The sequence below is a fragment of the Kitasatospora viridis genome, from assembly GCF_007829815.1.
Lineage (GTDB): Bacteria > Actinomycetota > Actinomycetes > Streptomycetales > Streptomycetaceae > Kitasatospora > Kitasatospora viridis.
This window is the reverse complement of record NZ_VIWT01000001.1, coordinates 5139426-5161022: the sequence shown is the minus strand read 5'-3', so window position 1 is coordinate 5161022 and position 21597 is coordinate 5139426. Positions and strand designations below refer to the sequence as shown.

Sequence of the window (21597 nt, the reverse complement as noted above, 5' to 3'; positions counted from 1 at the left end):
GCGGAAGTTCATCTTCCCTTTGACTCCCGAGCAGTCGGCGCAGTTCGGTTCGGCCGGCGGCTCCAGCGTGGGCGAGCGCCGCTCCCAGCACCTCGGCGAGGAGTGATTCCACGTGGTACACCTCCTGCTTAAGCGATCATTTGTCGATCAACTTCTTTCGCTCTGATTGCTAGTTAGAACTTATTTCGCCAAATACTTTTCACACTCCGCTACACGTGATGCAGTGTCCTCTACCCCGCTCACAACTCTGATAAAGGCGCGCGGGGCGATGCCCGACCGAGAAAGGAGAGATCCTTGATAGAGCTGCGACTGCTCGGCACGGTCGAACTGGTGGCCCACGGCAGACCCATGAGACTCAGCCGGGAACAGGTCCGCTGCCTGCTCGCCGCCCTCGCGGTGGACGTCAACCGACCGCTGGCGCTGAACACCCTCGCGGACCGGATCTGGGACGGGCAACTGCCCGCCGAACCGGTGAACAGCCTGTACTCCCTGGTCTCCCGGCTGCGGCGCGACCTGGACGCGGCCGCCCGGGCCGAGGGCCTCGGCAAGGGCACCATCGGGATCGCCAACCACGCCCACGCGTACACCCTGGAAGCCGCCCCGGAGATCATCGACTACCACCGGTTCCGCCAACTCGCCGAACAGGCCCGCCGGGACGCCGCCCGCGGCGACGACGAGTCCGCCCTGGCACTGCTGCGCCAGGCCGACGCCCTCTGGCACGGCGAACCGCTGGCCGGGCTGCACGGCGACTGGGCCACCGCCACCCGCGCCGTGCTGCGCTCCGCCCAGCTCGCCGCCGCCACCGTCCGGGTCGCCGCCGGCCTGCGCCTCGGCCAGTTCGCCGAACTCGTCACGGACCTCACGCCGTTGGCCGACCGGTACGACACCAACCAGCCCCTGGTCGCGGGGCTGATGACCGCCCTGTACGGCGCCGGCCGGCAGGACGAGGCCTTCGCGCTCTACCTGCGCACCCGCCGCGCCCTCAAGAACCGGCTGGGCATCGAACCGTCCAAGGACCTGGCCGAACTGCACGAGGGGATCCTGGCCGGCCTCCCCGCAGCCGAGCTGGTGCCGCGACCCACCGCCCGCGCGGCGATCCGCCCCGCGCCCGCTCCGACCCCGGCCCCCGCGCCCGCCGTCCCGCACAACCTCCCCACCCCGCGTCTGCTGGTCGGCCGCGAGGACGAACTGGCCGCGGCCACACGTGCGGGCTCGGACGGACCTCGGGTGATCAGCGGGCTCGGCGGCACCGGGAAGACCAGCCTCGCCGTGCACGTCGCACACCGGTTGCGCGAGCAGTACCCCGACGGACAGATCCGGGTGGTCCTGCACGCGCACTCCGCCACCCAGCGCCCGCTCCCGCCGGACGCGGTGCTGACCGCACTGCTGCGCGCCCTCGACCTGCCCCCGCAGTCCGTCCCGGCCGACCGCGAGAAGCGCACCGCGCTCTGGCACCGGCTGATCACCGAACGGCGCTTCGTGGTGATCCTCGACGACGTGGCCGGCGCGGACCAGGTGCGCGACCTGCTGCCGCTCGCCAGCCGCTCACTCGTGCTGCTGACCAGCCGCCGCGGCCTGAGCGAACTCCCGGGCGCCCAGCACATCCTGCTCGACGCCCTGCCGCCCGACCAGGCGGTGGCGCTGTTCCGCACGCTGGTCGGCCCCGACCGGGCCGACGACGAGGAGCGGATCGAGGAGATCGTCCGGCGCTGCCTCTGCCACCCGTACGCGGTCGAGCTGGTCGCGACCCGGTTCAAGAGCAGGTCCAGCTGGACCCTGGAGCACCTGCTGCAACGACTGCGCCGCACGGCACAGTTGCTGGACGAGATCCACGACACCCGGCGCGACCTCGCCCCGATCCTCGAACTCTCCTACCTCGCCCTCTCCGAGGAGCACCAGGAGTCGTTCCGTCTGCTCAGCCTGCACCCCGGTCCGCGCTTCGGCCAGCACGCCGCAGCCGCCCTGCTCGGCCGCTCGCCCGCCGCCACCGAGCGGGCGGTCGAGGAGCTGATCGAGACCCACCTGCTCCAGGAGCCGCTGCCCGAGGCCTACACCTTCCACGACCTGATGGCCGAGTTCGCCGCCGGCCTGGCCCACCGCACCGCCCCGGGACCCGCCGAACGCGCGGCGATGTCCCGCCTGGTCCGCTTCACCATCGACGCCGTGGACCGCGCCGACCGTCTCCTCTACCCGCACCGCCTGAGGCTCACCCTGCCCACCCGGCTCACGCTGGCCGAACCGACCCTGCACTGGGACGACCCGGCGGCGGCGCGGCGCTGGATGAGTTCGGAACTCGACGGCCTGCTGGCCGTGTTGCGCTACCTCGAAGAGCACGAGCAGGATCCCGAGACGGCCTGGTTCACCCATGCCCTGGGCGGCTTCCTCGACGCGGAGGGCTACTGGGGCGAAGCCCTGCCGCTGCACCAGGCCGCGGCCGACCACTGGCACGCCACCGGCGACCTGCACGCCGAGACCCGTGCGCTGCTGGACCTGGCCGGCCTGCACATCCACCTGGCCCAGCTCCCGCAGGCCGCGACCATCAACGCCCAGGCCACCACCTTGGCCCGGTTGGCCGACGACCAGGAGGGCATCGCCGAGGCCATCTCCCAGTCGGGCGTCCTGCACGGCACGACCGGCGACTTCCGGGCCGCTCTGAAGTCCCAGCAACAGGCCCTGGCGATGGCCCTGGAGTGCGGCAACTCCCTCCAGGCGGACCGGATCAGGAACAACATCGGCATCATCACCATCTACCTGGACGACCTGCCGACAGCCATCGCGAACCTGGAGGACGCCCTGGTCGGCTTCCGGCGGATGGGCAACCTGCGGATGGAGGCCAGCGCGCTCGGCAACCTCGGTCAACTCCTGCTGCAGAAGGGCGAGGTCAACTCCGGCAGACTGCTCATGGAGCGCTGCCTGGCCATCGGCGAGCGGATCCTGCCCGCCCACGAGCAGGCCCGCGCCCGGACGAACCTGATCCCGGCGCTCGCCCCCGACGACTGGGAGCGTGCCCACCAGCTGGGCATTTCGGCGCTCGCGGTGTTCCGCCGCACCGGTGAACGCCTGGCCCAACTCGGCACCATGACCGCGCTCGGCGACCTGCTGCGTCGCGCCGGCCACCCCGAGCAGGCCATCCAGTGGTACCAGGACGCGCTCCCGCTGAGCACCGTGCTCGGCGCCGACCACGAGCGGATCGCCGCCACCCGCGGGCTCGGTGAGGCGGAGGCCGCCGCCGGCCTGCTCGACGCCGCCCACAACCACCTGGTCGCCGCACTGGAGCTGGCCCAGCGCCTGGACAACCCGCACGAGGAGGGCGAGACGCTGCGCGCCCTCGGCGAGACCCTCGCACTGCTGGGCGACCGGACCGGCGCGTCCGACCTCCGCCGACTCGGCGTCAGGATCCCGAACCAGCCGGCGGCACCCGTGCGGCCCGCGCCTGAGGCCGCGTCACCGCAGGCATCTACAACACCAACAGCCTCGAACACAAGCAGCAGTTGATCGATTACCCGTGCCATTCTAGGGTTGGCAGTGTGATCAGCGGACCGCTGACGCCACCAGCTCCTCAGAAGGGCGCACATGCACCGGCACCAACACGACGCCGTCCCCGCTTCCGTTCCCACCGGGGCACGGCCGTCGCACCGCCCAGTCGAGACCCGCCCCGCCCAGGCGAAGCACCTGGCGGACCGTGCGGCGAGCGGCTGGCTTCCGTTCTGGATGTTCGACTGCTGAGGCAGGACGAAGCGGAACCCGCGGGGTGTGCCCATCGAGGGCACACCCCGCGGTGCTGTCCGACCCCGGCCGCGGCCCGCTCACCCCAGCCACGGGAACGGCAGCCGCAGGATGCCCAGCACCCCCTCCCCCACCGCCCCCGCGTGCGGCGGGACTCCGCCCTCCGCCAGGCCGCGCGCCAGGTGCAGGTGCAGGGCCTGGAGGGTGGCGAAGGTGTTGCAGGCCCAGGGCGGGACGGGGCCGGGGCCGCCGTCGGCCAGGGCGGTGGCGGGGACGTCGAGCCAGGCGGTGGCGGCGGGTTCGGTGAGGCCGGGGGTGGCGAGGAGGGCGGTGAGGGCGCGGGCCAGGCGGGCGTCCTCCAGCTGCTGGTAGCGGTGCGGGGTGTCTGCGGTGAACCGCCGTGCGCAGAGCTGGAGCAGGTCGGGGGCGCGGTGCGGCAGGGCGCGGGCGAAGGCGGCGGCCGCGTCGGCGCCGTGGGCGACGGCGTGCAGCCAGCCGAGCCGGTCGTCCCAGCCGCGGGTGTCCGGCTCGGCGGGGTACCAGTCGGCGAAGGCGGCGTACCAGCGCTCGGCCGTCTGCGCGTCCACCAGGTCGCGGGCGAGCACGCAGCGCAGCACCAGCGGGGCGAAGCTGCGGGCCTGCACCTCGGGGTGGGTGAGCCGGTCGACGGCCGCGTCGCCGAGCGGGACGAGCAACTCGTCCAGGTGGCCCTCGCGGGTCCACCTGGCGAGCGCGGTGTAGGCGTGGTCGTCGCGGACCACGGGGTCGGGCGAGGCGAGCATCTCGGAGAGCTGCTCGGCGAGCCCGACCACCGGGACGTCGGACGGGAACGGGAAGTCGGGGGCGGTGAAGTGCGGCACCGCAGCAGTCTAGGGAGCGGCTAGTGGTCGCCCACGGCCCCCAGGGCGGCGATCTGCTGCTCGGGCACGTAGGCGGGTGGGACCTCGCGGCCCCGGCCGAGGTGGTTGAAGAGCAGGTTGAGCACGATCGCGAGCAGGCAGCCGGCCGAGATGCCGGAGCTGAGCAGGGTGGACACCTGCTCGGGGAGCGCGTGGTAGAAGGACGGGTAGGCGATCGGCACCACGCCGAAGGCGAGGCTGACGGCGACGATCATCGCGTTGGAGCCGATGCTCAGGTCGGCCTTGCTGAGGGTGCGGATGCCGGCCACCGCGACCGAGCCGAAGAGCACCACCCCGGCGCCGCCGAGGACCGGCTGCGGCACCAGCGAGACCAGCCCGCCGACCACCGGCATCAGGCCCATCACCACCAGGAAGCCGCCGCCGAGGGCGACCACGAACCGGCTGCGGATCCGGGTCAGCGCAACCAGGCCGATGTTCTGCGCGAAGGCGGAGCAGATGAAGCCGTTGAAGACGGCGCCGACGGCGGTGGCCAGGCCGTCGGCGCGCAGGCCGCCGGCGATGGTGCGGTCGTCGGCGGGGCGTTCCACCACCTCGCCGAGCGCGATCATGTCGGCGGTGGACTCGGTCATCGCGACCAGCATGACCACCAGCATCGAGACGATCGAGGCGAGTTCGAACTTCGGCGCGCCGAAGGCGAACGGGTGCGGCAGTTCGAAGACCGGCAGCCGGCCGACCGCGGCCAGGTCGACCTTGCCGAGCGGGATCGCGGCCAGGGTGCCGATCAGCAGGCCGAACAGGATCGCGATCCGCTGCAGGAAGCCGCGCAGGAAACGGTGCAGCACCAGCACCGAGAAGAGCGTGAGCAGGGCGAGGCCCAGGTTGGACAGCGAGCCGTAGTCGGCGGCGTGCGCGTTGCCGCCCTGCGCCCAGTTGCCCGCGACCGGCAGCAGCGAGACGCCGATCAGGGTGATGACGGTGCCGCTGACCACCGGCGGGAAGAATCTGACCAGGCGGCAGAAGACCGGTGCCAGCAGGAAGCAGCAGGCGCCGGCGATGATCGTGGAGCCGAAGATCAGCGGCAGGGCGGCGCCCTTCTTGGCCTCGACCACGGCCAGGATCGGCGAGACGGTGGCGAACGAGACGCCGTTGACGAACGGCAGCCGGGAGCCGATCCGCCACACGCCCAGGGTCTGCAGCAGGGTGGCCACACCGGCCATGAAGAGGCTGGCGGCGAGCAGGGTGGTGAGTTGGGCGGGGGACAGCCCGACGGCAGCTCCGATGATCAGCGGCGGTGCCGCGACCCCGGCGTACATGCTCGCCACGTGCTGCAGTGCCACGGCGAACATCCGCCCGGGCGGCAGCACCTGGTCCACCGGGTGCACGCCGGACTCCTGCATTTGCTGACGGTCCATCAGGGACCGCTCCCTCCACATCCGATGGGAGTTTCGGGCCCGGGAACGACCACCGGATGCGGGACGGGCACGGCGACGCTGGGACGACCCTGGTGGGCGGCCACGCGGCCGCCCGCCGGCCGGCACCCGCGGCGACGGGTCCGGCCCATTGGAAAATCCGCGATGCGGAACATCTTTTCCGTATTGCAGGAGAATGTAGGAATCCCACCGACCCACGTCAATACCTCCGGCTATCGAGCCCCCTCACGCCGCCATACCTTGGAGCTTCCTCCAAGAGGGATTCACATGCGCCTCAGTAGCGCATCCCCATCACTTCCAGCACCTGCGCGAGCGTGCGGTCGGCGATCTCGTTGGCCCGGGCGTTGCCCCGGGTGAGCACGGCGCGCAGGTGGCCGCGGTCGGTGGCGAGCTCGGCGCGGCGCGCGCGGATCGGCCGGAAGTAGTCGTTCACGGCGTCGGTGACCGTGGACTTCAGCCGGGCCGCACCGCCGTCGCCGATCTCCTCGGCGAGCGACTGCGGATCGCGGCCCTGGCAGAGCGCGCCGAGCAGCAGCAGGCTGGACACCTCGGGGCGGCCGACCGGGTCATAGCTGATCCGGCGGTCGGCGTCGGTCTTGGCGCCGCGCAGCAGTTGGGCGGTCTCGTCCTCGGTCGCGGCCAGCGTGACGGCGTTGTCGCGGCTCTTGCTCATCTTGCCGCCGTCGGTGCCGAGCAGTCTCGGCGCGGCCGAGAGCAGTGCCTGGGGTTCCGGGAAGACGGGTGAACCGGGCGGCGCGTAGCGGGCGTTGAAGCGGCGGGCGATGGTCCGGGTGGCCTCCAGGTGGGGCAGCTGGTCCTGGCCGACCGGCACCAGCCCGGGCTTGCAGAACAGGATGTCGGCCGCCTGGTGGACCGGGTAGGTGAGCATCAGGCCGCTCACGGCCGCCTGTTGGGAGTGCGCGATCTCGTCCTTGACGGTCGGGTTGCGGTGCAGCTCGGAGGCGCTGATCAGGCTGAGGAAGGGCAGCAGCAGCTGGTTGAGGCCGGGTACCGCGCTGTGCGTGAAGATCACGGCGCGTTCCGGGTCGATCCCGATCGCCAGGTAGTCGAGCACCAACTCCTCGACGTACTCGGCCAGTCGCTCGGCCACGTCGCGGTCGGTGAGCACCTGGTAGTCGGCGATCACCACGAAGAGTTCGGCGCCCTCGGACTGCAGCCGGACCCGGTTCTGCAGGGTGCCGAAGTAGTGGCCGAGGTGGAAGCGGCCGGTCGGGCGGTCGCCGGTGAGCACGCGCGGGTGGGCCAGGGTCATCGGGGTCTCTCCTCGTCTCCGGGTGGGCGGCCGTCCGGCGGGGCCCGGGGCGAGGAGCACGCGAAAGGGCCGTCCGTCCGGACGGCCCAGGGCATGCGGGATGCGCGGCCGTCCTAGGACGGCCACCAGCTGATGGTCGGCAGCGTTGCGCACATGGGTCCCACTGTAACCCCTGCGCGGCGGGGCCTGAACGCGGATCAGCGTTCAGTGGGGCGCTGCGCACTGTTCACTCCAGCGGCGGTTGCGGATCCTACTGTGGTCCGCCATCGGTGAACCAGAAGTGAGGATCTTTCATGGACCAGCCCAATGACGCCCCTTCGACGAACCCCGCGGAGGGCACCGTGAGCCGGCGCAGCGCGCTGCGGCTGACCGCCACGGTGGGGGGCGCCGCGCTGGCCGCCGCACCGCTGCTGGCCGCCACTCCGGCGGCCGCTGACGCACCGTCGGGCAACTCCGGCGACGGCACCGACAACGGCTCCGACAACAACTCCGGCAACGGCAGCGCCGGCGCCGGCTCGCCGCTGCTGCTGACCCGCCCCGAGTCGATGGGCGCGCCGGCCGTCGAGGGCCTGCACCTGACCTTCGGCGCCGACCCGACCCGGCAGATGACCGCCTCCTGGACCACGGACGGCCCGGTGCGCCGCCCCCGGGTCCAACTCGGCAGCCTGGACGGCGGGTTCGGCCACACGGTGCAGGCCGAGACCCGCACCTACGTGGACGGCGCCAGTGGCCGCACCGTCTACACCCACCACGCCCGGATGCAGAACCTGCGCCCGGGCGCCTACTACACCTACGCCGCGCTGCACGACGGCGGCCGGCCGGACGCGGGCACCTTCCGCACCGCCGACCGCGGCCGGCACCCGTTCACCTTCACCAGCTTCGGCGACCAGGCGGTGCCGATCACCACCTGGCAGCCGAACGGCAAGGGCGGCTACACCTCGGTGCCCAGCGGCATCGCCTCCCCCGCCTCGGCCGACATCGTGGCCGGCATCGAGCAGGTGGACCCGCTCTTCCACCTGCTCAACGGCGACCTCTGCTACGCCAACATCTCGCCGGACCGGCTGCGCACCTGGCAGGGCTTCCACGCCAACAACACCCGCTCGGCCCGCTACCGCCCGTGGATGCCGGCGGCCGGCAACCACGAGAACGAGAAGGCCAACGGCCCGATCGGCTTCACCGCCTTCCAGACCCGGTTCGACCTGCCGGACAACGGCGGTGACGACGAGACCAAGGGCCTCTGGTACTCCTTCACCGTCGGCTCGGTGCACGTGGTGGTGCTGCAGAACGACGACGTGGCCTACCAGGACGCCGGCGACAGCTACGTGCACGGCTACAGCGGCGGCGCCCAGCAGGCCTGGCTGGAGCAGGACCTGGCGGCGGCCCGGGCGAACCGGTCGATCGACTGGGTGGTGGTCTGCATGCACCAGGTGATGATCAGCTCCTCGGACGCCAACGGCGCCGACCGCGGGGTGCGCGAGCAGTGGGGCCCGCTCTTCGACCGCTACCAGGTCGACCTGGTGGTCTGCGGGCACGAGCACGACTACGAGCGCTCGCTGCCGGTGCGCGGCGTGGTCTCCGGCTCGGAGACGCTGACCCCGAACCCGGTCTCCACCGCGACCGACGTGATGGACACCTCGCAGGGCACCGTGCACATGGTGCTGGGCGGCGGCGGCACCTCCTCGCCGTCCAACGCCTCGTTCTTCCAGCCGGCCAAGGCCAAGGTGGTCACCGGGGTCGGCGCGGTGGGCGCCAACGGCAAGCGCGCGCCGATCTACGTGTTCGAGGACGCGCCGTGGATCGGCAACCGCGACCTGGACCACTCCTACGGCTTCGCGGCCTTCACGGTGGACCCGGGCACCCGGCCGGGCGCGACCACGAGCATCCACGTCACGTATTACACGGTGGCCCAGCCGGACGGGTCGATCAGCCCGCTGGAGACCTTCGTGCTGCAGCGCAAGCGCTCCGACGGCTGACGGTCCGCACGCTCGACGAAACGCCCGACGAAGCCGCACCCGTCCTGGGAGACGGGTGCGGCTTCGTCGTTGACAGCGCGCGCCTCGGGACTAGGCTAAGCAAGCGCTTAGTCACCCTTGGAGGACGCCCATGACCGACAACCCACCCGGACTCGACCTCGCCAGGCTGCGCGACCACCTGGGCACCGGGCCGCTGCGCGCCGAGCTGATCGAGGGCGGCCGCTCCAACCTGACCTACCGGCTGACCGACGGCACCGAGCACTGGGTGCTGCGCCGGCCGCCGCTCGGCCACGTGCTGGCCACCGCGCACGACATGGGCCGGGAGTTCCGGGTGCTCAGCGCGCTGCACGGCTCGCCGGTGCCGGTCCCCCGGCCGATCCGGCTCACCGAGGACCCGGAGGTGATCGGCGCGCCGTTCTACCTGATGGAGCTGGTGGAGGGCACCGCGCACCGGGACAGCGCCGCCCTGGCCGCGCTGGGCCCCGAGCGGGTCCGCGCGCTGGCCGACCACCTGGTGGACACCCTGGTCGCGCTGCACGCCATCGATCCGCAGGAGGTCGGCCTGGCCGACTTCGGGCGCCCGGAGGGCTTCCTGGAGCGCCAGGTGCGGCGCTGGAGCAAGCAGTTGGACGCCTCCCGCAGCCGCGAGGTGCCCGGGATCGACGCGCTGCGCGACCGCCTGGCCGCCGCCCTGCCCGACTCCCCCGCGCCCGCCCTGGTGCACGGCGACTACCGGCTGGACAACGTGCTGGTCGGCCCGGACGACCGGATCACCGCCGTGCTGGACTGGGAGATGTCCACCCTCGGCGACCCGCTCACCGACCTCGGACTGCTGGTGATGTACACCGAGTTGGCCGACCGGTTCGCCGGCGTCATCCCGGGCGTGGCCCTGGCCCCCGGCTTCCCGGGGAGCGCGGAGCTGGTCGGCCGGTACGCGGCCGGCTCCGGCCGCGACGTCTCCAGCGTCGACTGGTACGTCGCTTTCGCCAGCTTCAAGCTCGCCGTGGTGCTGGAGGGCATCCACTTCCGGTTCCAGCAGGGCGGCACCGTCGGCGCCGGCTTCGACCGGGTCGGCGCGCTGGTCCCGATCTTCGTCCAACACGGGCTGGACGCCCTCAAGGAGCGCTGAGAGCAATGGACTTCGCCTTCGACGACAAGACGCTCGAACTGACCGAGCGGCTCACCGCCTTCCTGGAGGAGCGGGTCTACCCCGCCGAGTCCCGGCTGGAGCTGAACGCCGACTGGTCCACCCCCGCGGTGATCCGCGAGCTGCGGCAGGAGGCCCGGGCCCGCGGCCTGTGGAACCTGTTCATCGAGCTGCCCAACCTGCAGTACGCCCCGCTGGCCGAACTCACCGGCCGCAGCATCCTGTTGGCGCCGGCCGCGCTGAACTGCGCGGCGCCCGACACCGGCAACATGGAGCTGCTCGCCCAGTTCGGCGACGAGGCCCAGCGCGAGCGGTGGCTGGAGCCGCTGCTGGCCGGCGAGATCCGCTCCGCCTTCGCGATGACCGAGCCCGAGGTGGCCTCCTCGGACGCCACCAACATCGAGACCCGGATCGAGCGGGTCGGCGACTCCTACGTGGTCAACGGCCGCAAGTGGTACATCACCGGCGCGATGAACCCGGACTGCAAGGTCTTCATCGTGATGGGCCAGACCGACCCGCAGGCCGACGTGCGGCACCGGCAGTCGATGATCCTGGTGCCCCGCGACACCCCGGGCGTCACGGTGAAGCGCGCCATGACGGTCTTCGGCTACGAGGACCGGGACCACGGCGGCCACGCCGAGGTGCTCTTCGAGGACGTCCGGGTGCCGGCCGCCAACCTGATCGGCGAGCCCGGCTCCGGCTTCGCGATCGCCCAGGCCCGGCTGGGGCCGGGCCGGATCCACCACTGCATGCGGGCGATCGGGGTGGCCGAGCGGGCGCTGGAGCTGATGTGCCGCCGGGTCGGCGAGCGCACCGCCTTCGGCAAGCCGCTGGCCGCCCAGGGCGTGGTCCAGGACTGGATCGCCGAGTCCCGGGTGCGGATCGAGCAGGCCCGGCTGCTGGTGCTCAAGGCCGCCTGGCTGATGGACACCGTGGGCAACCGGGGCGCGCACACCGAGATCCAGGCGATCAAGATCGTGGTGCCGCAGACCGTGGAGTGGATCCTGGACAAGGCCGTGCAGGCGCACGGCGCGGCCGGGGTCAGCCAGGACACCCCGCTGGCCCAGCTCTGGGCGGGCCTGCGCACGCTGCGCCTGGCCGACGGGCCGGACGAGGTGCACCGCCGCTCGCTGGCCCGCCGCGAGCTGGCCAAGTACCGCAAGTGACAGTACGTCAGAGGCCTTGTGCTCACCGAGCACAAGGCCTCTGACGGATGCTCAGGGCACGATCACCAAGCGCCCGGTGGTGCGCCCGCCCAGCACCCGCTGCACCGCGTCGGCCGCCTGCTCCAGCGGCAGCCGCTCGCTGACCAGCGGGCGGATCGCACCCGCCTCGGCCAGCGCGGTCAGCTCCCGGTGGCAGTCCCGCACCGCCGCCGGGTCCTTGGTGTTGTACAGGCCCCAGTGCAGGCCCAGCAGCGTGTAGTTCTTCACCAGCGCGTGGCCGAGCGGCGGGGTCGGGATGGTGCCGCTGGCGAAGCCGACCACCACGATCCGGCCCTCGAAGGCGATGCACTTGGTGGAGCCGGTGTAGGCCTCGCCGCCGACCGGGTCGAAGACCACGTCGGCGCCCCGGCCGCCGGTGAACTCCTTCACCACGGCCGGGAAGTCCTGCTCGTTCCGGTCGATCACCAGGTCGGCGCCCAGCTCCTTGGCGACGGCGGCCTTCGCGGCCCCGCCGACCACCGCGACCACCCGGGCGCCGGCCGCCTTGCCGAGCTGCACGGCGGCGCTGCCGACGCCGCCGGCCGCCGCGTGCACCAGCAGGGTCTCGCCCGGCTTGAGCGCGGCCCGGCGGTGCAGCGCGAACCAGCCCGTCTGGTAGCCGATGTGCAGGGCGGCCGCCTCGGCGTCGTCCAGCGCGGCGGGGGCCGGGAAGAGCGCCCGCGCGTCCATCAGGGTGTGCTCGGCGAAGGCCCCGCCGGGCGTCACCGGGTTGCCGATCACCCGGGTACCGTCCGGCAGTTCGCCGCAGAGCTCGACGCCCGGCACGAACGGCAGGGCCGGCTGCGCCTGGTAGCGGCCCAGGCACATCAGCCCGTCCGGGAAGTTGACCGCCGCCGCCCGCACCCGCACCAGCACCTGCCCGTCGGCCGGCTCCGGCAGCGGCGCGTCCACCAGGTGCATCACGTCCTTCGGCAGTCCGACCGCCGCGACCTGCCAGGCCCTCATCGCTCCTCCTCCACCACGAACTTGCGCTGCAGCCGGTTCATCGCGTCCAGCCAGTGGTCGGTGTCGCCGGCCCGGGCCGCGTAGAAGGCGGCCACCTCGGGGTGCGGGAGCACCAGGAACCGGTCCTGCTCGATCGCCCGCAGCGTCTCGGCCGCCACCTGCGCCGGCTCCAGCGCTCCGGCACCCATCAGGGCCTGGCCCAACTCGCCGGCCTCCGCCAGTAGTTGGGTCCGCACGCCCTGCGGGCACAGGGCGTGCACCCGGATCCCGCGGTGCCGGTAGGTGGCGGAGAGCCACTCGGCGAAGGAGAGCGCGGCGTGCTTGCTCACCGAGTACGGCGCCGAGCCGAGCATGGTGAGCAGCCCGGCCGCCGAGACGGTGGCGACGAACCGGCCCGCGCCGCGCTCCAGCCACTCGGGCAGCAGCAGTTCGGCCGCCCGGACGTGGGCCATCACGTTGACCTCCCAGGCCGCCGTCCAGTGCGCCTCGGGCGCCTCCGGTCCGCCGGTCGGGGCCACGCCCGCGTTCGCGCAGTAGACGTCGATCCCGCCCAACTCGGCCCGGGCGGCGGCGATCAGGTCGGCCACGCCGTCCCGGCCGGCCGCGTCTCCGGGGACGGCCAGGGCGCCGATCCGGGCGGCGGTGCGGGCGGCGGCGTCCGCGTCCAGGTCGTTGACCACCACGGCGGCGCCGGCGGCCGCGAAGGCCTCGGCGAGCGCGGCCCCGATGCCGTTGCCGGCGCCGGTCACCACCACCCGCTCGGGGGCCGCGGGCCCGGTCACAGGCCGCCGCCGAGGGTCACGCCGCCGTCGATCACCAGGGTCTGGCCGGTGATCCAGGCGGCGTCCTCGGAGAGCAGGAAGGCGACCGCGCCGGCCACGTCCTGCGGCACGCCGAGCCGCTTGAGCGGGTAGGGCGCGGCGGCCTCCTCCTCGCGGCCGAGGTAGAGCGCCTCGGCGAACTTGGTCTTCACCACGGCCGGGGCCACCGCGTTCACCCGGATCCGCGGGCCGAGTTCGCCGGCCAGCTCCATGGTGAGCCGGGAGAGCGCGGCCTTGCTCACCCCGTACATGCCGATGCCCGGCGAGGTGCGCAGGCCGGCGATCGAGGACACGTTCACCACGGCGCCGCCGTGCTCGCCCATCCAGGCCCGGTGCGCCAGCCTGGTCCAGGCGAGCGGGCCGAGCACGTTGACCGCGAGGATCTTGGCTGCGGCCACCGGGTCGGTGTCCAGCACCGGGCCGAAGACCGGGTTGATGCCGGTGTTGTTGACCAGCAGGTCGAGCCGGCCGAAGGCGGCGATGGTGCGGTCCACGGCCTCCTGCTGGTGCGCCGGGTCGTCGGCCTTGCCGGCCACCGCGATCGCCTGCTCCGGTCCGCCGAGGTCCTGCACCGCCTCGGCCAGCGGCTCCGGGTTGCGCGCGGTGATGCAGACCCGCGCGCCGCGGGCCACCAGCTCGCGGGCGATCCCGAGGCCGATGCCCCGGCTGGCTCCGGTGACCAGTGCCACCTGTCCCTTGAAACTCACCGTCACTGCGACCCCAATCACGAACTCGTCGGTAACTAAGCGCTTGCTTAGCATCTGGGGCGCGGCGCACACTGTCAACACCCGTCGAGCAACACCTGTCAAGACCGACCAGCTGGGACGTCGTGCAAGGATGTGCACCATGACCACCGCGCAGCACCTCGCCGAGCTCTGGCCCGGCGAGCGCCCCGAAGCCGCCAGACGGCTGCTGAGCGCTGCCGTCGAGTCCTTCGCCAAGCGCGGTTTCCACGCGACCACCACCCGGGACATCGCCACCCAGGCCGGGATGAGCCCGGCCGCGCTCTACATCCACTACCCGTCCAAGGCCTCGCTGCTCGCCGAGATCAGCCGGACCGGGCACGCGGCCACCCTGGCCCTGGTCGAGCGGGCGGTGGCGCAGGCCCCGGAGCCGCGCGAGCAGATGCACCGCCTGGTGGCGGACTTCACCGCCTGGCACGCCCGCGGCCACACCATCGGGCGGATCGTCAACTACGAGCTGCGGGCGCTGTCGGAGGAGGACCTGGCGGTGGTGGCCGACCTGCGCCGGCGGATCGAGGACACCGTCCGCCAGGTGATCGAGGCCGGCATCGCGCAGGGCACCTTCAGCCCCACCGACACCCGCACCACCGCGCGCGCGGTCACCGGGCTCGGCATCGACGTGGCCCGCTGGTACAACGAGCGCAGCACCGAGACCCCCGAGGAGCTCGGCGAGCGCTACGGGGAACTGGTGCTGCGCATGCTGGGCGCCGCCTGAGCGGGCGTCAGTAGACGAACGGGATGAGCCGCTTCGAGTGGCGGCTGTACTCGGTGTAGGCGGGCCCCAGCGCGGCGACCAGCAGGCGCTCCTCGCTGTGGATCCGGTAGCCGTAGGCCGCGCCGAGCACCAGCGCGACCAGCACGGTGGCGACCCAGCTGCCCTCGGCCAGGCTGTAGCCGATCCAGACCAGCAGGCTGCCGCAGTAGCCGGGGTGGCGGATCAGCCGGTAGGGGCCGGTGCGGACCACCGACTGCTCCTGCACCGTGCGCAGCGTGCGGGTGTAGAACCGGCCCAGGGTCCGCATGCCCCAGGCCCGCAGCAGCAGCCCGCCGGCCAGCACGACCAGTCCGGCGTACCGGGGGCCGGGCGCGACCAGCCCGAGGCTCCAGTGGCCGCAGACCACCAGCAGCAGCGTCGAGGCCAGGTAGGCGGACAGCAGCAGCCGGGTCGAGCTGCCGTCTCGCTCGTCACCCTGCCAGGTGCCGGCGGCCGCGTCCTTCCTGCGGCGCAGCAGCAGTTCGTAGCCCAGCCAGCAGAGGATGCCGATCAGGGCCAACAGGCTCGTCGGGGACATCGGGACGCCTCCTCCCACGGAGATCCGGTGGAACCTTGCCCCACCACGATCCCCCGCACACCCCCGCCCCGTGATGGGCCCACGGGTGGAGACCGCCGATCTCCACCCGTGGGTGGAGGTGCGCGCCGGGAGGTGCCCGCCGGGAGTGCCTACGGCTTCGGGAGCGCGCACCCCGCCAGGGTCAGGTCCAGCTGGGTGCCCGGGCCGAAGCAGGCCGGTATCCCGTAGGTCTCCTCGGCGTAGTTGGTCCCCTGGTGCACCGTCACGTTGCCGTTCGCGTCCACCTCGCAGGGGTTGTCGACGGTGCAGCGCTCGCCGTTCTCGTTCCCGGTGTTGTTGACCGCGACCACCAGCCCGGTGTCGGTGTCGATCACCGGCGAGCCCGAGGTGCCGCCGATGGTGTTGCAGGTGGAGGTGTAGCGGACCGAGTCCTTCCAGGTCCAGTCGCCCTCCTTCAGCTGCGGCACGAAGCCGTCGATCGAGCAGCTGTAGACGGTCTGCCAGTAGCCGGAGACCACGGCGATCGGGCTGCCCGCCACCGGGTGGTCGGGCGAGATGGTCAGCGGCGCGGTCCCGTACTGCTGCTGGATCGAGTCGTAGCTGCTGTCCAGCTGGTAGAGCGTCACATCGGTGTCGGTCATGGTCGAGTAGACCACCTTGACCGCCTGCAGGGTGCCGAGCTGGCTGCCGTCGTCGGCGAGCAGGCTGAAGGTGCGGTCGGACGGCTGGTCGGTGATCACCTGGCCGGCCGCGGGCATCCCGGTCTCCAGGCAGTGGCCGTTGGTGAGCACCAGCGCCGGGTCACCGCCCTGCGAGTCGGGCATCCGGACCACCGAGCCGGAGCAGTCGTCCAGCGCGACGGTGCCGGCGAAGCCGACCGTGGCGGCGTGCGGGGCGCGGGCGGCGTGCGGGGCACGGACGGCGTGCGGCGCGGTCGGCGCGGTCACGGCGGCGGCCGGCCCGGCGGCGGCGAACGCGCCGGCCGTGCCCAGCAGGGTGACCGCGAGCAGGCCGCTGAGGGGAGTCTTCATCTGCGGGCTCCTCCGAGAGCTGTGGGGGTCCCGCAACTTTGTCCCGAACATGACGAACCGTCAAGGGTTCCTGCAAGCCCGCTGAGAGCACACTGGGAGCCCGCCGGCCGGACCCGCCACCGACCGGACCTACCGCTCCCCGCGCCCGCTCTCCTCGGTGATCATCTTGACGATCTCCTCCGGCCGGACCGGCCGCCCGAAGTACCAGCCCTGGGCCCGGTCGCAGCCCATCGAACGCAGCCGCTCGGCGTGGTCCTCGTTCTCCACGCCCTCGGCCGTCACGGTCAGCCCCAGCGTGTGGGCCAGCGAGACCAGGCCGCCGACGATCCGCCAGCCGAGCACCTGCTCCCGCCCGCTGTCCCGCAGGTCGCTGACGAAGGAGCCGGCGATCTTCAGACCGGAGACCGGCAGGTCGCGCAGGTAGGCGAGGTTCGACCAGCCGGTGCCGAAGTCGTCGATGGCCAGTGAGACGCCCATGTCCACCAGCGAGTTGAGCGCGCGCAGCGACTCGTCCTCCGGCCCCACCACGGCGCTCTCGGTGATCTCCAGCTGGAGCCGCTTGGGCTCCAGCCCGGTGCTCCGCAGGATCCGGTCGATGTCCTGCACCAGGCCGGTGTTGCGCACCTGGCGGACCGCCAGGTTGACGTTGATGTGCGGCGCCCGGTCACCGAACCGCCGCACCCAGTCGGCCGCCTGACCGCAGGCCTGCTCCAGCACCCAGCGGCCGAGCGGCATGATCAGACCGGTCTCCTCGGCGGTGCCGATGAACTCGTCCGGGCCGAGCACGCCCAGCTGCGGGTGCCGCCAGCGGACCAGCGCCTCCACCGAGGAGAGCGAGCCGTCGTCCAGCCGGCACAGCGGCTGGTAGTCGATGAAGAACTCGCCCCGGTCCAGCGCCGCCGGCATCCGCACCGAGACGGCGTACCGGCTGACCGAGCGGGCGTTGCGCTGCGGGTCGAACAGGGTCCAGCGGCCCCGGCCCTCCGCCTTCGCCCGGTAGAGCGTCAGGTCGGCGGCGCGCACTGCGGCCAGCGGGGTGGTGGACGCCACCGGCCGCTCCAGCACGCCGATGCTGGCGCCGACGGCCAGCCGGTGCCCGTCGATCGGCACCGGCTTGGTCAGCGCGGCCAGCACCGTCTTGGCCGCCGCCACCGCCTCCTGCTCGCCCCGGCAGTCCTCCAGCAGCACCACGAACTCGTCGCCGCCGAGCCGGGCCACCAGGTGGCCGAGCGGGCGCAGCGCCGCGTCCAGCCGCAGCGCCACGGCGGCCAGCAGCTGGTCGCCCATCTCGTGGCCCAGGCTGTCGTTGACCACCTTGAACCCGTCCAGGTCCACGTAGCACAGCCCGAACCGGGCCCCGGGCTCGGGCGAGTCGAAGACCGCCTCCAGCCGCTCGAAGAAGGCCGAGCGGTTCGGCAGGCCGGTCAGCGGGTCGTGGGTGGCCTGGTGGCGCAGCCGCTCCTGGAGCCGGTAGCGGTCGGTGATGTCCTCCATCATCGCGACCTGGTAGACCGGGGTGCCGTCGTCGTCGCGGATCAGCGAGCAGGTCAGGTGGGTCCAGACCACCTCGCCGTCCTGGCGGTAGTAGGGCTTGTCGAACGAGAAGTGCTCGCGCTTCCCGCTCACCATCTCCTCGTATGCCTCCCAGACGCCCGGGGTGTCCTCCGGGTGCACCAGGTCGTTGACCTTGCGGCCCTGCAGGTCCTCCGGCTTGGCGCCGAAGATGTCCTGCAGCGCCTTGTTGACCGCGAGGATGTTGCCCTCGACGTCGCCGATGCCGATGCCGATCGCGGCCGACTCGAAGAGCGCCCGGAACCGGGCCTCGGACTCGCGCAGCGCCCGCTCGGCGTCCCGGCGGGCGGTGTCGGCGGCCAGCCGGATCGCCTCCTGCTCCTGCAGGGTGCGCTCGCGCAGGGCCGCGGCCCAGCCGGCCGCGAACGCGCCGGAGAGCTCGGGCGGCGCGGGGCGGCCGGCCCCGTCGGACTGCAGCAGGCCGATCGCCCGGGCCAGCAGGTCCGGGTCGGTGAACTGGGACTCGACCAGCTGCGCGCCCGCGTCGGCGGCCGGGCCGGGGTCCAGGGTGCGCGCCGCCTGGGCCTCGTGCAGCAGCCTGGTGGTGCTGCTGACCAGCTGGTTGAGCGCGTCGGGGTGCATCGCACCGCCCTGGCTGCTGCGCAGCAGGCGGGCCCACTGGGCCGGGTCCGGCACCAGCGGCACCGGGGCACCGTCGACGGCCCGGGACCGCGGGTCACCCGCCGGCCCGGGCGTGGTCACGGCAACAGCCCGACGCCGACCACGCCGACCATCCGCTCCGGGTTCTCGTCGACCTCGGCCGGCTCGTCGGGGCGCCACTGGGGCAGGTAGACCACTCCGGGCTCGACCAGGTCGAAGCCGTCGAAGAAGCCGGTGATCCGCTCCCTGGAGCGCATGGTCATCGGGGTGGGGGTGCGGTTGTAGAGCTCCTGGTGGGAGTCGGCCTGGTCGGGGCGGCCCTCCAGGGAGGCGTGGCAGACGGCCAGCGCGCTCCCCGGCGGCAGCGCGTCGCGCAGCCGGCGCAGGATGCCCTCCGGGTCCTGCTCGTCGGTGACGAAGTGCAGCACCGCGACCAGCAGCAGCGCCACCGGCTCGCCGGGCGCCAGCAGTTCGACCACCTCGGGGCGGGAGAGCAGGTCCTGCGGGTCCGTCAGGTCGGCGTCGACCACCAGGCTCAGCGGGTCGTGCTCCAGCAGCAGCCGGCTGTGCGCGACGGCGACCGGGTCCCGGTCCACGTAGACCACCCGGCTGTCCGGCTGGATCGCCCGGGCCACCTCGTGCACGGCGCCGAAGGTCGGGATGCCGGAGCCGACGTCCAGGAACCGGGTGAAGCCCTGCCCGGCCAGGTAGCTCACGGCCCGCCGCAGGAAGGCCCGGTTGGCCCGCATGATCAGCGGCAGGTCGGGCCACATCTCTATCGCCCGCCGGGCCATCTCCCGGTCGGCCGCGAAGTTGTGCGATCCGCCCAGGTAGTAGTCGTACACCCGGGCCGCCGCCGGGCGGTCAAGGTCCATGCCCTCGGGCACCCACGACGGTCGCCGCATCAGGGGACCCCTTTCGACCCAGAACTAGACAAGAGGCACAAAGATCATCCTACTGACGCACATGCGCAGCAAGCACCCGGCGACTCGCCCGAAGAGTACAGCTATGCGGAGCAGAGCCGTCCGGTGATGGCCCGAAAGCTACCAGGTCACCGCCGGACGGCTGGGAACCGCCCGGGCCGACCTACTCGACCGTCACCGACTTGGCCAGGTTGCGCGGCTTGTCCACGTCGCGCTCCAGGGCCACGGCGGCGTGGTAGGCGAAGAGCTGGAGCGGGACGTTGAGCAGCAGCGGGTCCAGCTCGGGCTCGCTCCTGGGCACCAGCAGCGTGTGGTTGGCGAACTTCGGGTCGGGCGCGGTGTGCGCGACGGCCAGCACCCGCCCGGCCCGGGCCCGGATCTCGCCCAGCGTGGTGAGGTTCTTGTCCAGCAGCTCGTCGTCCGGCACCAGCGCCACGGTGGGCAGCTCGGGGCTGATCAGCGCCAGCGGGCCGTGCTTCAGCTCGGAGGCCGGGTAGGCCTCGGCGTGCACGTAGCTGATCTCCTTCAGCTTCTGCGCGCCCTCCCGGGCCACCGGGTAGCCGCGCACCCGGCCGATGAACATCATGCCCTCGCAGTGCGCGTACTCGGCGGCCAGCTCGGCGATCCGCTCCTCCTGCTCCAGCACCTCCCGGATCTGGCCGGGCAGCGCCTTGAGCGCCTCGACGATCCGGCGGCCGTCGGCCGGCGAGAGGTCGTTGATCCGGCCGAAGTGCAGGGCGAGCAGCGCGAAGGCCACCACGGTGGAGGTGAAGGCCTTGGTGGAGGCGACCGAGATCTCCGGGCCGGCGTGCAGGTAGATGCCGCCGTCGCAGGCCCGGGCGATCGCGCTGCCGACCGTGTTGACCACGCCGAGCACCCGGCCACCCTTGCGCTTGACCTCCTGCACGGCGGCCAGCGTGTCGTAGGTCTCGCCGGACTGGCTGACCGCGATGTAGAGGGTGTCCCGCTCGATCACCGGGTTGCGGTAGCGGAACTCGGAGGCCGGCTCGGAGTCGGCCGGGATCCGGGCCAGCTCCTCGATCAGCTGGGCGCCCATCTGGCCCGCGTAGTAGGCCGATCCGCAGCCGATGATCTTGACCCGGCGGATGTCCCGCAGCTCCCGGGCGTCCATGTTGAGGCCTCCCAGGTGGGCGGTGGCGAACCGCTCGTCCAGCCGGCCGCTCAGCGTGCGCTCCACGGCGGCGGGCTGCTCGTGGATCTCCTTGATCAGGAAGTGCGCGTGGCCGGCCGTGTCGTAGGAGTCGATCTCCCAGTCCACGGTGGAGGGCTGACGGGTGGTGGGGCGGGCGTCCTCGGTGAAGGTGCGGAAGCCGTCGGCCCGGACCACGGCCAGCTCGCCGTCCTCCAGGTGCACCACCTGGCGGGTGTAGCGGACCAGCGCGGAGACGTCGGAGGCGGCGAACATCTCCTTCTCGCCCAGGCCCAGCACGATCGGGCTGCCGTTGCGGGCCACCACCAGGCGGTCGGGCTGCTCGGCGTCGAGCACCGCGATGCCGTAGGTGCCGACCACCAGGGCCAGCGCGGCCCGGACCGCCTCCTCCAGCTCCACGCCCTCGCCGCTGTGCGCCGCGATCAGGTGGACCAGCACCTCGGTGTCGGTCTCCGAGCCGAAGACCGCGCCGTCGGCGACCAGCTTCTGCCGCAGCTGGTCGGCGTTCTCGATGATGCCGTTGTGCACCACGGCGAACCGGCCGGCGTTGTCCAGGTGCGGGTGGGCGTTGGCGTCGCTCGGCTCGCCGTGGGTGGCCCAGCGGGTGTGGCCGATGCCGGTGGCGCCCTTGAAGCGGGCCGGCACGGCGGCGGCCAGGTCGGCCACCCGTCCCTTGGTCTTGCGCACCTTGAGGCCGGCGCCCTTGCCGGTGACGGCGACGCCGGCCGAGTCGTAGCCGCGGTACTCCAGCCGCTGCAGGCCTTCGAGCAGGAAGGGCGTGGCGTCCTTGGGTCCGATGTAGGCGACGATTCCGCACATGGTGAGGGGTGGCTCCTTGGTCGGTGTGGTCGATGTGGTCGGGTT

The 21597-nt window shown here is 72.7% G+C and carries 16 protein-coding genes; 5 read left to right on the top strand and 11 right to left on the bottom strand.

What is annotated here, in order from left to right; genetic code table 11:
* The first annotated feature begins 294 nt into the window (after window positions 1–294).
* The gene (locus FHX73_RS23290; RefSeq protein WP_145906859.1) at window positions 295–3495 is read left to right on the top strand and encodes an AfsR/SARP family transcriptional regulator; all 3201 of its coding nucleotides are present in this window, start codon (window positions 295–297) and stop codon (window positions 3493–3495) included.
* A 311-nt stretch (window positions 3496–3806) separates the two neighbouring features.
* Here FHX73_RS23290 and FHX73_RS47285 read toward each other — a convergent pair whose 3' ends face one another.
* The 3 genes from FHX73_RS47285 to trpS form a co-directional block, all read right to left on the bottom strand.
* Window positions 3807–4586, bottom strand: coding sequence for a DUF2785 domain-containing protein (locus tag FHX73_RS47285; protein ID WP_145906858.1), 780 nt, complete (start codon window positions 4584–4586; stop codon window positions 3807–3809).
* Between the two features lie 20 nt (window positions 4587–4606).
* On the bottom strand, window positions 4607–5998 hold the full coding sequence (locus FHX73_RS23280) for a nucleobase:cation symporter-2 family protein (protein ID WP_246213673.1): 1392 nt from the start codon (window positions 5996–5998) through the stop codon (window positions 4607–4609).
* Window positions 5999–6290: 292 nt separating this feature from the next.
* Window positions 6291–7289, bottom strand: coding sequence for a tryptophan--tRNA ligase (gene trpS, locus FHX73_RS23275; protein ID WP_145906856.1), 999 nt, complete (start codon window positions 7287–7289; stop codon window positions 6291–6293).
* Between the two features lie 293 nt (window positions 7290–7582).
* Here trpS and FHX73_RS23270 point away from each other — a divergent pair, with 293 nt between their 5' ends.
* From FHX73_RS23270 to FHX73_RS23260, 3 genes are all read left to right on the top strand, one after another.
* Complete coding sequence (locus FHX73_RS23270; protein ID WP_145906855.1) at window positions 7583–9262, top strand: purple acid phosphatase family protein; 1680 nt, start codon at window positions 7583–7585, stop codon at window positions 9260–9262.
* A 130-nt stretch (window positions 9263–9392) separates the two neighbouring features.
* Window positions 9393–10391, top strand: a complete 999-nt coding sequence (locus tag FHX73_RS23265) for a phosphotransferase family protein (protein ID WP_145906854.1) — start codon at window positions 9393–9395, stop codon at window positions 10389–10391.
* Between the two features lie 5 nt (window positions 10392–10396).
* Window positions 10397–11575, top strand: a complete 1179-nt coding sequence (locus tag FHX73_RS23260; protein WP_145906853.1) for an acyl-CoA dehydrogenase family protein — start codon at window positions 10397–10399, stop codon at window positions 11573–11575.
* Between the two features lie 51 nt (window positions 11576–11626).
* On the opposite strand, the gene FHX73_RS23255 is transcribed toward FHX73_RS23260, so the two are convergent.
* The 3 genes from FHX73_RS23255 to FHX73_RS23245 are packed head-to-tail and all read right to left on the bottom strand — an operon-like array spanning window position 11627 to window position 14114.
* Window positions 11627–12580: an NADPH:quinone oxidoreductase family protein gene (locus FHX73_RS23255; protein WP_145906852.1), complete on the bottom strand. Its 954-nt coding sequence runs from the start codon at window positions 12578–12580 to the stop codon at window positions 11627–11629.
* The gene (locus FHX73_RS23250; protein WP_145906851.1) at window positions 12577–13362 is read right to left on the bottom strand and encodes an SDR family NAD(P)-dependent oxidoreductase; all 786 of its coding nucleotides are present in this window, start codon (window positions 13360–13362) and stop codon (window positions 12577–12579) included. Before FHX73_RS23250 ends, FHX73_RS23255 begins: the two co-directional genes overlap by 4 nt.
* Window positions 13359–14114: an SDR family oxidoreductase gene (locus FHX73_RS23245; RefSeq protein ID WP_246213881.1), complete on the bottom strand. Its 756-nt coding sequence runs from the start codon at window positions 14112–14114 to the stop codon at window positions 13359–13361. Before FHX73_RS23245 ends, FHX73_RS23250 begins: the two co-directional genes overlap by 4 nt.
* Window positions 14115–14247: 133 nt before the next feature.
* On the opposite strand from FHX73_RS23245, the gene FHX73_RS23240 reads away from it, so the two are divergent.
* Window positions 14248–14859 (top strand): TetR/AcrR family transcriptional regulator, encoded by a 612-nt coding sequence (locus FHX73_RS23240; RefSeq protein ID WP_145906849.1) that lies wholly within the window; start codon window positions 14248–14250, stop codon window positions 14857–14859.
* A gap of 7 nt (window positions 14860–14866) precedes the next feature.
* Here FHX73_RS23240 and FHX73_RS23235 read toward each other — a convergent pair whose 3' ends face one another.
* From FHX73_RS23235 to glmS, 5 genes are all read right to left on the bottom strand, one after another.
* A complete protein-coding gene (locus FHX73_RS23235; protein WP_145906848.1) occupies window positions 14867–15436 on the bottom strand; it encodes a methyltransferase family protein in 570 nt (189 codons plus the stop codon).
* Between the two features lie 149 nt (window positions 15437–15585).
* Window positions 15586–16467, bottom strand: coding sequence for a S1 family peptidase (locus tag FHX73_RS23230; RefSeq protein WP_145906847.1), 882 nt, complete (start codon window positions 16465–16467; stop codon window positions 15586–15588).
* A 129-nt stretch (window positions 16468–16596) separates the two neighbouring features.
* Entirely contained in the window at window positions 16597–18741 is a 2145-nt protein-coding gene (locus FHX73_RS23225; RefSeq protein WP_246213672.1) for a putative bifunctional diguanylate cyclase/phosphodiesterase, read from the bottom strand.
* Window positions 18738–19544, bottom strand: a complete 807-nt coding sequence (locus FHX73_RS23220; protein WP_145906846.1) for an SAM-dependent methyltransferase — start codon at window positions 19542–19544, stop codon at window positions 18738–18740. Before FHX73_RS23220 ends, FHX73_RS23225 begins: the two co-directional genes overlap by 4 nt.
* Window positions 19545–19725: 181 nt before the next feature.
* Window positions 19726–21552 (bottom strand): glutamine--fructose-6-phosphate transaminase (isomerizing), encoded by a 1827-nt coding sequence (glmS, locus tag FHX73_RS23215; protein WP_145906845.1) that lies wholly within the window; start codon window positions 21550–21552, stop codon window positions 19726–19728.
* Window positions 21553–21597 lie beyond the last annotated feature (45 nt).